Source organism: Halogeometricum rufum, from assembly GCF_900112175.1.
In the GTDB taxonomy this organism is placed as follows: domain Archaea; phylum Halobacteriota; class Halobacteria; order Halobacteriales; family Haloferacaceae; genus Halogeometricum; species Halogeometricum rufum.
The window spans coordinates 1-12,648 of sequence record NZ_FOYT01000007.1 but is presented as its reverse complement, the minus strand read 5'-3'; the positions used below and the strand labels follow the sequence as shown (position 1 = coordinate 12,648).

The 12,648-nt window shown below is 65.3% G+C and carries 14 protein-coding genes, 1 tRNA gene and 2 rRNA genes; 6 read left to right on the top strand and 11 right to left on the bottom strand.

From position 1 onward, the window contains the following. The 4 genes from BM310_RS20405 to BM310_RS20390 all read right to left on the bottom strand — a co-directional run bounded on the left by BM310_RS20405 (position 1) and on the right by BM310_RS20390 (position 4,795). Positions 1 to 1,038, bottom strand: coding sequence for an ABC transporter ATP-binding protein (locus BM310_RS20405; protein ID WP_089811343.1), 1,038 nt, complete (start codon positions 1,036 to 1,038; stop codon positions 1 to 3). Beyond that, a complete protein-coding gene (locus BM310_RS20400; RefSeq protein WP_089811341.1) occupies positions 1,035 to 2,015 on the bottom strand; it encodes an ABC transporter permease in 981 nt (326 codons plus the stop codon). Before BM310_RS20400 ends, BM310_RS20405 begins: the two co-directional genes overlap by 4 nt. Before the next feature lie 4 nt (positions 2,016 to 2,019). Then, positions 2,020 to 2,997 carry an ABC transporter permease gene (locus BM310_RS20395; RefSeq protein WP_089811339.1) on the bottom strand — a complete coding sequence of 326 codons (978 nt, stop codon included), beginning with the start codon at positions 2,995 to 2,997 and terminating at the stop codon, positions 2,020 to 2,022. A 73-nt stretch (positions 2,998 to 3,070) separates the two neighbouring features. Next, complete coding sequence (locus BM310_RS20390) at positions 3,071 to 4,795, bottom strand: ABC transporter substrate-binding protein (protein WP_245778563.1); 1,725 nt, start codon at positions 4,793 to 4,795, stop codon at positions 3,071 to 3,073. Between the two features lie 200 nt (positions 4,796 to 4,995). Here BM310_RS20390 and BM310_RS20385 point away from each other — a divergent pair, with 200 nt between their 5' ends. The 3 genes from BM310_RS20385 to eif1A all read left to right on the top strand — a co-directional run bounded on the left by BM310_RS20385 (position 4,996) and on the right by eif1A (position 7,619). Then, on the top strand, positions 4,996 to 6,372 hold the full coding sequence (locus BM310_RS20385) for a M28 family peptidase (RefSeq protein ID WP_089811336.1): 1,377 nt from the start codon (positions 4,996 to 4,998) through the stop codon (positions 6,370 to 6,372). A gap of 149 nt (positions 6,373 to 6,521) precedes the next feature. Continuing rightward, the gene (locus BM310_RS20380) at positions 6,522 to 7,241 is read left to right on the top strand and encodes a class I SAM-dependent methyltransferase (RefSeq protein ID WP_089811334.1); all 720 of its coding nucleotides are present in this window, start codon (positions 6,522 to 6,524) and stop codon (positions 7,239 to 7,241) included. Between the two features lie 90 nt (positions 7,242 to 7,331). Further along, entirely contained in the window at positions 7,332 to 7,619 is a 288-nt protein-coding gene (gene eif1A, locus BM310_RS20375; RefSeq protein ID WP_089811332.1) for a translation initiation factor eIF-1A, read from the top strand. Between the two features lie 74 nt (positions 7,620 to 7,693). Here the strand turns inward: eif1A and BM310_RS20370 are convergent, their stop codons facing one another. Further along, positions 7,694 to 8,047 carry a hypothetical protein gene (locus BM310_RS20370; RefSeq protein WP_089811330.1) on the bottom strand — a complete coding sequence of 118 codons (354 nt, stop codon included), beginning with the start codon at positions 8,045 to 8,047 and terminating at the stop codon, positions 7,694 to 7,696. A gap of 156 nt (positions 8,048 to 8,203) precedes the next feature. Between BM310_RS20370 and BM310_RS20365 the strand changes: the two genes are divergently transcribed. Continuing rightward, complete coding sequence (locus tag BM310_RS20365) at positions 8,204 to 8,476, top strand: winged helix-turn-helix domain-containing protein (protein ID WP_089811328.1); 273 nt, start codon at positions 8,204 to 8,206, stop codon at positions 8,474 to 8,476. Between the two features lie 266 nt (positions 8,477 to 8,742). Here the strand turns inward: BM310_RS20365 and BM310_RS20360 are convergent, their stop codons facing one another. The 3 genes from BM310_RS20360 to BM310_RS20350 form a co-directional block, all read right to left on the bottom strand. Then, positions 8,743 to 9,600 (bottom strand): hypothetical protein, encoded by an 858-nt coding sequence (locus BM310_RS20360; RefSeq protein WP_089811326.1) that lies wholly within the window; start codon positions 9,598 to 9,600, stop codon positions 8,743 to 8,745. 241 nt (positions 9,601 to 9,841) lie between these two features. Further along, a complete protein-coding gene (locus tag BM310_RS20355) occupies positions 9,842 to 10,033 on the bottom strand; it encodes a helix-turn-helix transcriptional regulator (RefSeq protein ID WP_089811324.1) in 192 nt (63 codons plus the stop codon). Continuing rightward, positions 10,030 to 10,437 (bottom strand): DUF2178 domain-containing protein, encoded by a 408-nt coding sequence (locus BM310_RS20350; protein ID WP_089811322.1) that lies wholly within the window; start codon positions 10,435 to 10,437, stop codon positions 10,030 to 10,032. Before BM310_RS20350 ends, BM310_RS20355 begins: the two co-directional genes overlap by 4 nt. A 122-nt stretch (positions 10,438 to 10,559) precedes the next feature. On the opposite strand from BM310_RS20350, the gene BM310_RS20345 reads away from it, so the two are divergent. Together BM310_RS20345 and BM310_RS20340 are read left to right on the top strand one after the other, a co-directional pair. Continuing rightward, the gene (locus BM310_RS20345) at positions 10,560 to 11,060 is read left to right on the top strand and encodes a hypothetical protein (protein ID WP_177232723.1); all 501 of its coding nucleotides are present in this window, start codon (positions 10,560 to 10,562) and stop codon (positions 11,058 to 11,060) included. Positions 11,061 to 11,159: 99 nt separating this feature from the next. Beyond that, complete coding sequence (locus tag BM310_RS20340) at positions 11,160 to 11,807, top strand: helix-turn-helix domain-containing protein (protein ID WP_089811320.1); 648 nt, start codon at positions 11,160 to 11,162, stop codon at positions 11,805 to 11,807. Positions 11,808 to 12,090: 283 nt separating this feature from the next. Here the strand turns inward: BM310_RS20340 and BM310_RS20335 are convergent. The 3 genes from BM310_RS20335 to BM310_RS21670 all read right to left on the bottom strand — a co-directional run. After that, positions 12,091 to 12,166: transfer RNA gene (locus BM310_RS20335), tRNA-Cys, on the bottom strand. A gap of 132 nt (positions 12,167 to 12,298) precedes the next feature. Beyond that, a 5S ribosomal RNA gene (rrf, locus tag BM310_RS20330) occupies positions 12,299 to 12,420 on the bottom strand. Positions 12,421 to 12,547: 127 nt separating this feature from the next. Further along, a 23S ribosomal RNA gene (locus tag BM310_RS21670) occupies positions 12,548 to 12,648 on the bottom strand; the annotation flags it as partial.

Here is a 12,648-nt window from a genome sequence, read left to right as displayed (position 1 = left end):
TCAGTCACCTCCGACGTTCCGCGCGGCCGCCGTCTGCTTCCACGTCTCGGGGCTGTCGGCGTACGGCCGCAGTTCCGAGTCGATGTCCTCCGCGTAGTGGCAGTACGAACGTAGGCCGTTCATGTAGTGCGCCTCGGGTTCTTCCTCGCGGCACCGGTCGGTCGCCATCGGGCATCGCTCGGCGAATCGACAGCCCTGCGGCGGGTCGACCAGTTCCGGCGGGTAGCCCTTGATGGAGAGGAGGTTCTGGTCCGTCTTGCGGATGTTCGGGAACGCGCGCTTCAGACCGATGGTGTAGGGGTGGTACGGCTGGTCGAATATCTCCTCGACCGGCCCCTCCTCGGCGACCTTCCCGGCGTACATCACGAGGACGCGGTCGCACGTCTCCGCGACGACGCTCACGTCGTGCGTGATGACGAGCATCGAGGACCGTATCTCGTCTTGAATCTGGCTGATGCGTTTGAGAATCTGGTCCTGCATGATGACGTCCAGCGCCGTCGTCGGCTCGTCGGCCAGCATCAGCGACGGCTCCAGCGCCAACGCCATCGCGATCATGGCGCGCTGGCGCATCCCGCCGGAGAACTGGTGCGGGTAGTCGTCGGCGCGGTCGGGGTCCAGCCCGACGAGTTCGAACATCTCGGTGACTATCTCGTTCGACTCGGTTCGACCGGTCCCCGGCCGGTGCGTCTCGATGGCCTCGACGATCTGTTCTCGGATGGTGTACACCGGGTCCATCGAGTTCATCGCCGACTGGGCGATGAGGGATATCTCCTCCCACTTGAGCCGACGCCGTTTGGGCTCGGGCAACTGGGTGAGGTCGTCACCCTTGAAGTTGATGCTACCCGCGTTGACGTACCCGGCGTCGGGGAGGATGCCGATGATCGCCTTCGCGAGCGTGGTCTTTCCACACCCGGACTCGCCGACGATGCCGAGGTTCTCGCCCTCTTCGAGTTCGAACGAGACGCCGTCGACAGCCTGTGCCGGTCCGTCTTCGGTTTCGTAGTAGACTTCGAGGTCTTCGACTTCGAGTAGACTCATTGTAGCTTGGGGTTGGTTATCTCTTCGTAGCCGCGGCCGATGAGGAAGCCGCTGATGACCAGCAGCCCGATGCAGATGCCCGGCGGGACGAACCACCACCACGCCCCGAACTGGAGCGCGGAGTACGCTCGCGAGGCCTGCAGCATCGTCCCCCACGAGACGGTGTTCGGGTCGCCGAGGCCGATGAACGAGACGCCGGCCTCCGCGAGAATCGCCCACGCGATACCGAACGAACCGTACAGGAACGTCAGCGGGAGGACGTTCGGCGCGAGGTGTCTGCTGATGATGTGCCAGTCGCCCGCGCCCGCCACCTCGGCGGCCTTCACGAACGGTCGTTCGCGGAGCGAGAGCGACTGCGACCGGATGACGCGGGCCGTAGAGCGCCACTGGAGGATGATCAGCGCGAGGATGATGTTCCAGAGGTTCGGCCCGAGCACCGCGACCAGGACGATGACCGTCGGCAGGAGCGGCATCCCGTACAGGAAGTCGACGACCCGCATCAGCGCGTCGTCGATCCAGCCGCCGTAGTATCCGGCGACGAGACCGACGAGCGTGCCGATGCCGGCGGTGAACACCGCCGCGATGAGACCGACCATCAGCGCCGCTCGCGTCCCGTACACGAGTTGACTGAAGATGTCGTACCCCGCGGCCGTCGTCCCGAGGAGGTACTCGGGGTTACCGCCGAGCAGCCCCGGTTCCGCCCACTTCTCGATGAGTATCCCCGCATCGCCCTGGAACTGTCGCTGGAGGGGGTCGTGGGTGGCGATGACGGGCGCGAAGATGCCGATGAGCACGAACGCCGCCACCGTTATCAGGGACAGCCTGACCGATAACTCGTCGGTCAGTTTTCCCCAGTGGTCGCGTAGCGTCTCCCGCCAGAGGCGAACCGTGCGCTGCCACTTGTCTATCTGCTCGTCGGACGAACTGTCGTCGAGGTCGGTGAATATCGACCGACCGGTTGGTTCTTCTTGTGCCATCGTTCTAGTCGTAGGTCACCCGTGGGTCGAGGTACCCGTACGCGAGGTCCGCGAGGAAGTTCAGGACGATGATGGTCCCCGCGAGGACGATGAACGTCCCCTGCGCGACGGGGAAGTCCCGTCGCAGGACCGCGCGAACCATCTCGCGACCGATTCCGGGCCACGCGAACACCGTCTCGATGAGGACGCTCCCGCCGACGGCGTAGCCGAGTGCGATGGCCGCCGCCGTGACGATGGGGAGCAGCGCGTTGCGCGCGGCGTGTTTGAACATTATCGTCCGCTCTTTGAGTCCCTTCGCGCGGCAGACGTCGATGAAGTCCTCGGAGAGCACCTCAAGCATGCTCGACCGCATGATGAGGAGCGGATAGCCCATGTAGTAGAACGCCAGCACGGCCGCCGGCGCGGCGAGGTGGTGGAGGAAGTCCACGGAGAACACCATCTCCCAGAAGCCCGCGTTCTGCGTGCCGAGGCTGGTCATCCCGCTCATCGGGATGACGCCGAGGCCGGCGCCGAATATCCACAGCACGATGAGGCCGACGTAGAACGTCGGGACGCTCCGGGCGGTCAGTGCCGTGATGACCGTACTCCGCTCGAACCGGGAGCCACGGTACCACCCCGACAGTACGCCGAGCGTGATGCCCGTGATGTAGGCGGCGACGAACGCCGTCAGCATCAACACGAGCGTGTTCGGCAGGTAGGTAGCGATGACGTCCGTGACCGGTTGGTTCGAGTGGAACGACTGGCCGAAGTTCAGGACGACCAAGTTCTCGAGGAACTTGATGTACTGGACGTGTAACGGCTCGTTGAGTCCGTAACTCGCGATTATCTGCTGGCGCGCCTCCTGCGTCATCTGCGAGGAGACGACGTAGGAAGTCGGGTCGCCGGGCATGAGGCGGAACAGTCCGAACAGCACCGTTCCAACCGCCCACAGCGTTACGACGAGCTGGAGCGAGCGTCTCACGACGAAGCTAGCTTTTCCCATGTTTGTTGATTATGTATTTCTCGGGGTTTCGTTCTAAAAATCTATTGGCAACGAGCCGACGTTCTAGGTGGCGTTATTCGCTGGGCGCTCGAATCGTCCCGTCGTCACCCCACGAGTAACCGGCCTCTTCGAGGCGGCTCCGTGCGGATTCGATGCTCTCGTCGTAGGTGGTCACGTCCGAGGTGTGGAGCGGACCGAACGCCGAGGAGACGATGTTGAAGCCGACTTCGGGGAAGCCGAACAGGATCTGTTCGACGACGGGCGTCCGCGGGATGGTCTCGACCAGCGCCTTCCGCATCTGCGGGTCGTCGAGCCCCTCCTGTCGCTCGTTCGGCGTGAACATCCAGAACGTCGGCGCCGTCTGGAACCGCGTGCCGATGTTCTCGTTGTCCTGGTTCTCGTTGAGCGACCGGTCGATGCGGCCGAACGGCTCGTAGTTCAGGTCGCCGTTGATGAGGTTCTCCCAGACGGTCGACGCCTCGGGGATGATGCGCCAGAAGCGCCGCTCGAAGCTGACCGGCGCGAAGTGGTCCTCGTTGCGCACCATCGCGAACTCGCTGCCCTGCTCCCAGTAGTCGAACTCCATCGGACCGCTGCCGACCGGTTCCTGGATGTTCGCCTGACTCGGGTTGCTCCGGCCCTCCCACTTGTGCTGCGGGATGATGGGGATGAGGTTCGCCACCGAGAGGTGGAACGGCCCCAGCGGCTGGGACATGTTGATGCGAACCGTCTCCTCGTCGACGACTTCGGCGTTGTCGATGTACTGCGCCTGCGTGGAGTACAGCGGCACCTCGTTCTCGACGATGTAGTTGTACGTGAACGCGACGTCCTCGGCGGTGAGGTCCTCGCCGTCGTGCCACGAGTGGTCGGTGCGGATGGTGTACTCCATCGTCGTCTCGTCCACGCGGTCCCAGTCGGTGGCGAGGCTGACTTCCGGGTCGGGTTCGGCGTTGTCGTTGAGCTGAACCAGGAAGTCGTACAGCATGTTGAACTGGTAGACGTGCTTGGACTCGTCGTTGTGGCCCAGCACGTTCATCGTCGACAGCGTCTCGGGCCAGTAGCCCTTCAGCTCGGTGTTGTCGCCGACCATCTCCAGGTTGATCATCGTCCAGTAGGAGTTGAACCCGTTCGCGAGGTCGGCCTGCCAGTTGGTCACCTGGTTGCTGTTGTAGATGGCCGCCTGCGGCATCTGCGTGATGGGCATCGTCGGCACGTCGTCCATCAGCGTCTTCTGGATCTCGTGGCACTGGTCGATCCGGGTGTCCGGGTCCGGTTCGGCCAGGTAGTTCGTCATCAGTTCGTCGAGGTCCTCGTTCTGATAGCCGGAGTAGTTACCCTGCCCCGGGTCGGTGTTCTCGGAGTTGAACAGGTTGTTCAGCTCCGTCACCGGTTCGGAGACGAAGAACGTGTGCCACGTCGCGAAGCTGTAGTCGTACTCCTGCGACACGCGGCTGAACAGCGTCCCCCACTCCAGCACCTCGACCTCCATGTCCAGTCCGAGTTCGCCGAACTGGCTCGCGATGAGGTTGATCGCGTCGTGTCTCGGCGGGTTGTACGACTGCGCGTTGTTCAGGTAGGTGTACGTCGGGAGACTCGCACCGGAACCACCGGAGTCGGTCTCACCGTCGGTCTCCTCGGTCGTGGCGCCGCCACCGCCCTCGCCAGTCTCGCCGCCAGTGTCGGTTCCCTCTCCGTCGCCACCAGCACACCCAGCTAGGGCGGTCATGCCGGCCAGACCGCCAGCCGTCGTTGCTTTGAGGAAACTTCGACGCCTCATCCGCTCGCTATCTTCAGCCATGTCATAGGGTATCAACAACCTACGTATAAAGTTCTTTCCAACTGCTGTGTCGCAATGACAAGGTCGTAGTGGAATACGCCTCCCACATTTATTCTACTGACAGATTAATCCGAACGTGCGTTAATATTAACCCGCATTTCGAAGTCGATTCGTCATGGAAATCGCAACACTATTGGCAAATGATGCCACATCCCACGTAGATGACTGAACTACCGAACGACGTCGTCGGCGACGCGTACCGGAGCACGACTGGATGGGACCTCATCGCGGACCTCGAGGACTTAGACGACCGGATGCCGGGGCACGAGGGCGAACTCGAAGGTGCCGAACTCGTCGCCGAGGCGTTCGAGGCAGTCGGCGTCGACGACGTGACGCTGGACCCGTTTCCCATCCCGGCGTGGTGGCGCGGCGACGCCAGCCTCTCGGTGACGCACGACGACCGAGAGACGACGTTCGGACGGTCCCACGAACTCGTGGAGTTGCCGGGGACGCCCGCGGGCGAGGTGTCGGGCGAACTCGTCGACATGGGCCACGGCCTCCCCGAGGACTTCGAGGGGGAGGACCTCTCCGGCGACGTCGTGATGGCGTCCAGTCTGACACCGGACGACTACGGTCGGTGGGTCCACCGGTCGGAGAAGTACCACTACGCCATCGACGCCGGCGCGGCGGGGTTCGTCTTCTACAACCACATCGAGGGCGCCCTCCCGCCGACCGGGAACATCGGCGGCGTGAACGGACCCGGGCCGATTCCGGCCATCGGCGCGAGCAAGGAAGTCGGCGCGCGCCTCCAGCGGTACTGTGCGGACGGAACCGTAGAGGCCGACCTCTCGGTCGACGCCGAGGTGGGGCGCGGCACCTCGCACAACGTCGAGGCGACGGTCGGCCCGGACACCGACGAGGAGGTCCTGTTCACCGCGCACGTCGACGGCCACGACGTGGGGACGGCGGCCAACGACAACGGCTTCGGCACCGCGATGGTCGTCGAAGTCGGGAAGATACTCGCGCAGGTGGCCGACGAGTTGGAGACGAAGGTGAGACTCGTCGTCTTCGGGGCCGAGGAGACGGGGTTGTACGGGTCGTACTACTGGAGCCACACGCACGACTTAGACGACGTGAAGTGCATCCTCAACGTCGACGGCGCGGGCTACTCGCGGAACCTGGAGATTCACGACCACGGCTTCTCCGGCATCGCGGACGCCTTCGAGGCCGTCTCCGAGGAGTACGAGGTACCCGTCCACACCGAGAGTCAGGTCCGGCCGAACAGCGACCACTGGCCGTTCGTGCAACGCGGCGTCGCCGGGGCGCAGGGGCGGTCATCCTCGGGCGAGAGCGGACGCGGGTGGGGCCACACTCACGGCGACACGATGGACAAACTCGACGTGCGCGACCTGCGGGACATGTCCATCCTCTGTGCGGCGGGCGTCGCTCGACTCGCCCGGGAGGACGTGGCGACACCCCACGTGGACGAAGACGAGATTCGGCAGGCCTGTCTGGACGACAACTTCGACGTGGGACTGAAGGCGACGGGGGCGTGGCCGTGGACGGAGAAAGACTGGCCGTGGAAGGACGAACTGTGACGGCCGCCTGACTGCGCGGACGCAGCAACGACGCCGTCGTCGGCGCGAACGGAGTCGTCGCGAACACACGACGGGACACCGTCGCCGACGCACCGACGAGCGCACGTCGGACGACGAGGCTTTACGGGGCGGCCGCGAACGACCGCCTAGTGGATTCTGACGACGTTCACCGACGGTGGACGGCGCGTTCGGGTGCGTACTCGCCGGAGTACTACGCCTACTACGGGCCGAACGAGACGAGCGAGTTGCTCAGAGAGACGATTGCCCGGCACGCCGACGCGGACGCCGAGATTCTGGAACTCGGCTGCAGTTCGGGGCGGCATCTCGCGCACCTGTACGACCACGGCTACGAGAACGTCTCGGGCGTCGAGATAAACGCCGACGCGTTCGACGTGATGGACGAACAGTACCCCGAACTCGCCGCCGGCGGGACGTTCCACCACGGCGCCATCGAGGACGTCGTCCCCGAGTTCGACGAGGACGCCTTCGACGTGGTCTACTCGGTGGAGACGCTCCAGCATCTCCACCCCGACGCCGAATGGGTGTTCGCCGAACTGGCGCGCGTCACGGGAACGTTGCTCGTCACCGTCGAGAACGAGGGGCACGACGGCGACGGTGGCGACGACAGCGGTGAGAACGGCGCCGACGGAGACGACAGCGTCGGTGGGGGGAGCGACTCCGACGACGAACGCGGAGCGAACGGCGCCGACAGAGGCGAGGACGGCGAGACGCCCGCCGTCAACTACATCGAAGACGACTTTCCGCTCTACTACCGCGACTGGAACGACATCTTCACCGACGTCGGCCTCACCGAGGTGGCGTCGGAATCGCTCGACCGCGACACGTTCAGAGCGTTCACACCGGCGTAGCTGACCCGCGCGTCGGCCCGCGTGGCCACCCGTGTCACGCGAGACCACGCATCACCAATGGCTTAAACGTGCGACGCCTGTAGGTAACCCATGAGCGAAGAATCCAGCGGGCGTCGGAACCTCCGAATGCCCGACGACGACGAACTGTTCGCAGTCGTGACACAGCACAACGGCGGAAACCACGTCAGCGTCCGGTGTCAGGACGGCAAAGAGCGCATGGGTCGCATCCCCGGCCGCATGAAGTACCGCACGTGGATCAACGAGGGCGACGTCGTCCTCGTCGAACCGTGGGACTGGCAGGACGAGAAGGCGAACATCGAGTGGCGGTACAGCGAACAGGACGCAGAGCAGCTCCGCGCGGAAGGCCACATCGACTGATGCCTCTCTCCCGCCCTCGGGAGACGACTTCGACTGTTCGTATCACCCCGAGCGGATAGTCCGCGCACGTCCGCTCAGTCGGGCGCGACCACCTTCGTCTCCTCGTCGACGTGTTCGATTTCGACCGTGTGCCGCGTGTGGCGGGCGTGCGTCTCGGCCCACCGGCGCGCCGGATGCGACGACAGGAACTCGTCTCCTTCCGGGCAGCGACGGCAGGAGACGACCCACGGCGAGACGCCGTCCGGGAAGTGTCCCGTGTGGCGCATGTGGTCGATGGCGAACTGTTCGAACGACTGGTTGCCCACCTCCAGGTCGTCGAGTTCGTACGCGAGGTCCCACTCGTGGTCACACCGCGAGCAGGTGACCGTCGGCGTGTCGTCGACGTCGTGCGGGTGCGTCTCGTCGGCGTCGTCGGTGCGGTCGGACACGGCGGGTCGTACGGACGCCGCCCCCTTCTATCTGCCACCTCGCGGACGAGGTGCACGCGACGGCGAGCGTGAACGACCGCGGACGCGGGGTTGGTCGTGCGGGCAGGTCGCACAACTCCGAAGCACTTGGTCGGGTCCGCCTCGTCGAATCAGACGATGACCTACGAGGTACCGGACAGCCTCCGGGAGATGCCGCCGAGTTCGAAGCTCGTCTACAAGGTGTTGGAGCACGACGGTCCGCTGACGCAGCGTCAGTTGGCCGACCACTCACTCTTGCCCACACGAACGGTCCGCTACGCGCTCGACAGACTGCGGGACGAGGACATCGTGCAGGAACGACTCTACATCCAGGACGCGCGAAAACGACTGTACCACCTGACCGCGGACGAACGAGTCCCCGGCATCGACCCCGTCCCCGCGTCGAACTGACGCGGGTCGGAGTCCCGCCGGCGAGGCGCGCGCCGCTCTCCGTTTCGACGCCTCGGACGGGTCAGAGACGCTCGGTCGCCGACGGACGCCACCGCCGGCGACGAACTCGCTTCTCGAATCCGCTCGACCGACCGCACAGTGACGACTCCGAAGCGGACAGTGACCCACAGCCACGCGGCGAGAGACGCCACACTCGGCGTCTCGTGACTCGGGGCGAAGACGACGACAGCGGCGGAAGGCCCGCGCCACGCCGAGGCGCTACCGCTTCAGTAGCGCGAGGGCATGTACGCGAGGCCGATGAGGAAGACGGCCGTCAGGAACGAGAGGATGCTGACGCCCCACAGCCCGCTCTCGTGGGTGTGGAACGTGTCTATCTCCTCGGTCTGGGCGCGGTAGCTCTCGAAGTCGGTGGTGAGTTGGAGCGTGCTGTTGTCCGGGAAGTGCGCGAGGTACGTCCGGTCGCCGAGCGTCACGTTCCCTTCGTTCGCCACGTCGACGGTGACCATCCGCGGCGCGTTCCAGGCGAGTTCGACGGCGTCGGGGCTCACGCTGGTGATGGTCGTCTCGTTACCCTCGTACGGGAGGGTGTCGCCCTGCTCGTACGTGCGGGACTCGGGTTCGGGGAAGTAGTTGTCGGGGGCGACGAGTCGTTCGCTCCCGTTCTCCCGAACGACGACCCAACTGGAACCGTTGTAGCGAGCCAGTTCGTCGGCCGCGTTGGGGTCCTCCTGCAGGAGCACCGACTCGTTGATGTCCTCACGGAGGGTGAACCGGGTGTCGTTCTCCTCGCCCGTGGTCAGGACCCGCCACTCGGTGTCGTCGAGCGTCACCGTGGAGTTGTTCTCCCACGTCACGGTGTACCGGGCCGTCTGGTTCGTGTAGTTCAGCGTCCCCGAGCGGGCGAGACTGGCCGAACCGCCGTGACCGCCGCCCTGCATCTGGGCCGTTATCTCCTGCACGTTGTACGTCTGCGAGCCGGCTTCGAACGTGTCGCCGCTCGTGAGTTCGTATTCCGGGTTCTGGAACTCGATGTGCGGCGCCTCCGCCGTCGCGACGAGCGAGTACGAAGCCGCACCGATGACTATGAAGAGCGCGACGTAGATAGCCGCGGCGCGTCGTTGCATAGTTCGAGCATGGGATAGATGGCGTATAACGGTTATCGTTTCGTCAGCGGCCTGGTTCGACTCGGTAACGCCCGCTCCCCGCGAACGGGTCCGCCTCGGCGACTCTGTTCGTCGGAGCAGTGGCGTATCGAGTCGCGGTCCGCCGCGACCGACTCTCCGAAGTATCGAGGACTCCCGGCGCTGGTCTCGCAGACGGGAGAACCCGAACGGAGGCCGAGTTAGGGCATCTCCCCGTGGCCCGTCACTCGAGCCAGAACAGTTCCTCGACCGAGCTGTCGAACTCCGCGGCGAGTTTCAGCGCCAGTTCGAGGCTGGGGTCGTACCGGCCGCGTTCGATGGCGTTGATGCTCTGCCGGGTCACGCCGACGCGCGAGGCGAGGTCGCCCTGCGTGAGGTCGCGAGCCTCGCGGTGCTCGCGGACGGCGTTGTTCATGCTGCCCGCGCGGACTCGTACATCGTGCTCCCGACGTGGACGAACGTGAGCGCCGCGACGAAGAACGCGATGGGAGTGAGCCAGAGCGGCCACTCGACGACGCCGAGCGCCCAGAGGGCGGTCACGGCGGGGAAGACGAGCGACGAGGTGACCCCCATGACCGCGAGGGTTCGCTTGCTCGCGGCGGCCTGCCGACGTTCGTCGCGTTCGTCGAACAGGGGGCCGTCGTAGCGTCGGAACGTCAGGAGCGCCGCGAGGGCGAGCGCGGCGAACCCGCCGACGCCGACGAGCGGATATCCGACGACGATACCGCCCGCGAGAGCGACCCCGGAGAGCGCCCAGAGTCCGGTGTAGAGTCTGCGGTACGTGGTCTCGCTGCCGATGGTGGTGGTGGAGGTTGACATGGTGTCTGTCGGCCACAGTGTAAAGCAGCCTTTACACGGGTGTATAAATTTGCCGGACCCCGCGCGGTTCGAGACCAACACGTTGGGCACACTCTCACCCGGAGTGTCGTCCTCTCGCTGGCATGGACGATCCGATCCGCTCGGACGAGTTCGACGACCGGACCGCTCCCGGCGAGCAGGTCGACTCGCCCCGCGACCGCTCACCGGGCGGCACGCTCGGACCGCGCGCGTATCTCCTGTTCGCCGTCGCGACGCTACTCGGACTGGCCCACCACCTCGACCACGTGATTCGGGGCAACCACGTCGGCTGGCCACTCACGCCGGAGGTGAACCCCTTCACCTACAGCCTCGTCATCTATCCCCTCGTCGTCCTCGGGTTCACGCTCTCGCTCACCGGCCGAGCCGGTGCCCGCTACTGGACGGTCGTGACGACGCTCGGGGCGGGAATGCTCGCGTTCTTCCACCTCTCGCCGTGGGCGGTCGAACCTCCGGGCGACGTCATCCTCCCGTACGCGAACCCGGTGTTCGGCTACGCCGCGTTCGCGATACTGCTCGCACTGATACTCGTGGTGGCAGGGGGAGCGCTCTACTCGTTCCGCCTCTGGAAGCGAGAGCGGGTGTGAGCGGCCGGCGGTCGCCGGGTGGACAAACGCTATGAGGGACCGCCCCCCGCCACGAGGTGTGACGTGCGACGACGATCCGACAGGGGCAGGAGTGGCACCGTGATCCGCGCTCGGTTCCGTCTGTGGCTCCCAGACGGCCTCTGGGTCGCCGAGGTGTCGCGGTCGTTCCCGGACGCGAGTCTCAGACTGCTGACCGGTGTCCCGGTGGACGACCGGACGCTCGAACTCGGCGAGACGCGAGCCGACGACCCGCGTGCGGTCGCCGAGGCCATCCGAGCCCACCCCGACGTGCACTCGCTCGAACTACTCCACTGCGACGAGGAGCGCTCGCTCTCGAAGTACGAGACCAGCGACCAGGCGCTGTTCGAGTTCCTCGGTGGCAGTTCGCTCATCCCCGAGTTCCCCCTCGTCGTCGAGGACGGCACGATGTCGTTCGCTATCACCGCGAGTCGGGCGGACTTCGAAGCGTTCGGCGACCGACTGGACGCCAGCGGCCTGCGCTACGAACTCCAGTCGGTCGTCCACCGCGACGACCCGAGTGGTGGCCCGCTCACCGACCGGCAACGAGAGTGTCTCACCGTCGCGTGGCGGATGGGCTACTTCGCGGTCCCGCGCGACTGCTCGCTGGCCGAGGTGGCCGACGCGCTGGACGTGGACACGTCTACCGTCAGTGAGACCGTCCGGCGTGGCACCGAACGGGTGCTCGAGCAGTTCTTCTCGGAGCGCCGCCGGTTCTCGAACCGCTGACCGGATGGACTCCGGTCGCTGCCCTCTCTGCCGGGGTTCTCACGGAGACGAGGTGGGGCCGATACCTCCGTACAGTTCGCAGAGCGGACGTTGCCGCCGCGGGCGGGTCGTCGACGACGACCCTGCGTGCGTCCCCGCTTCCTTGGTTGCGGCAGGCCCCCTTCGTAGAGTCGCTGGACGGAGAAACTCGCGAACCGTTCGGAGACAATCGGCCGAGACCGGGTTCCCGTCCTAAATCAGCGAACGACGCTGCTCGCCGTTGGGTTCTGAGGAAAGACCAGTAAGCCAAGGGCCGGATTTGAACCGGCGGAGATTCGCTCTGCAGGCGAACGCGTTAGGCCGAACTCTGCCACCTTGGCGCAGTTCCGTGTAGTCTGGTCTCGCGCTTAAGCCTAGCGGTCTGGGAGTTCGAAGGCGACGCGCTGCGTGGTTCGAAATGAAGAACGCCCACACGGGTCGGCCCGTGTGGGCGTTCGAATCTGCGTATGAGTGGGAGGCGGCGAAGCAGCGTTTCCAGAGGTTCGCACACTCCAGTACTTACTGCCACGCTGGCGAGCTTAACTTCCGTGTTCGGGATGGGTACGGGTGTCGCCTCGCCGCTGTGGCCGCCTTAACGCCAACCGACGGAATCGAACCGTCGTAAGACCACTGTTGGTGGTTCTACAACCGTATGTGTCGCGTGCAATCCAGTTAACGCCTGAACCCGTTCACCGAGACCAGTAGACTGGTCCGATGAACAGTATGAATGTGGCATGGACTGTTAGTGCTCGTGGACTGAACGCCTCGTTGCCTCGGCGCGTACATCCCGAGTCTATCGAACTCGTCTTCTACGAGTGTCCGT

Bases quoted from the DNA above. Each gene is read 5' to 3' on its own strand.
- BM310_RS20405 (WP_089811343.1), bottom strand. From the start codon at position 1,038: ATGAGTCTACTCGAAGTCGAAGACCTCGAAGTCTACTACGAAACCGAA.
- BM310_RS20400 (WP_089811341.1), bottom strand. From the start codon at position 2,015: ATGGCACAAGAAGAACCAACCGGTCGGTCGATATTCACCGACCTCGAC.
- BM310_RS20395 (WP_089811339.1), bottom strand. From the start codon at position 2,997: ATGGGAAAAGCTAGCTTCGTCGTGAGACGCTCGCTCCAGCTCGTCGTA.
- BM310_RS20390 (WP_245778563.1), bottom strand. From the start codon at position 4,795: ATGGCTGAAGATAGCGAGCGGATGAGGCGTCGAAGTTTCCTCAAAGCA.
- BM310_RS20385 (WP_089811336.1), top strand. From the start codon at position 4,996: ATGACTGAACTACCGAACGACGTCGTCGGCGACGCGTACCGGAGCACG.
- eif1A (WP_089811332.1), top strand. From the start codon at position 7,332: ATGAGCGAAGAATCCAGCGGGCGTCGGAACCTCCGAATGCCCGACGAC.
- BM310_RS20365 (WP_089811328.1), top strand. From the start codon at position 8,204: ATGACCTACGAGGTACCGGACAGCCTCCGGGAGATGCCGCCGAGTTCG.
- BM310_RS20360 (WP_089811326.1), bottom strand. From the start codon at position 9,600: ATGCAACGACGCGCCGCGGCTATCTACGTCGCGCTCTTCATAGTCATC.
- BM310_RS20355 (WP_089811324.1), bottom strand. From the start codon at position 10,033: ATGAACAACGCCGTCCGCGAGCACCGCGAGGCTCGCGACCTCACGCAG.
- BM310_RS20350 (WP_089811322.1), bottom strand. From the start codon at position 10,437: ATGTCAACCTCCACCACCACCATCGGCAGCGAGACCACGTACCGCAGA.
- BM310_RS20345 (WP_177232723.1), top strand. From the start codon at position 10,560: ATGGACGATCCGATCCGCTCGGACGAGTTCGACGACCGGACCGCTCCC.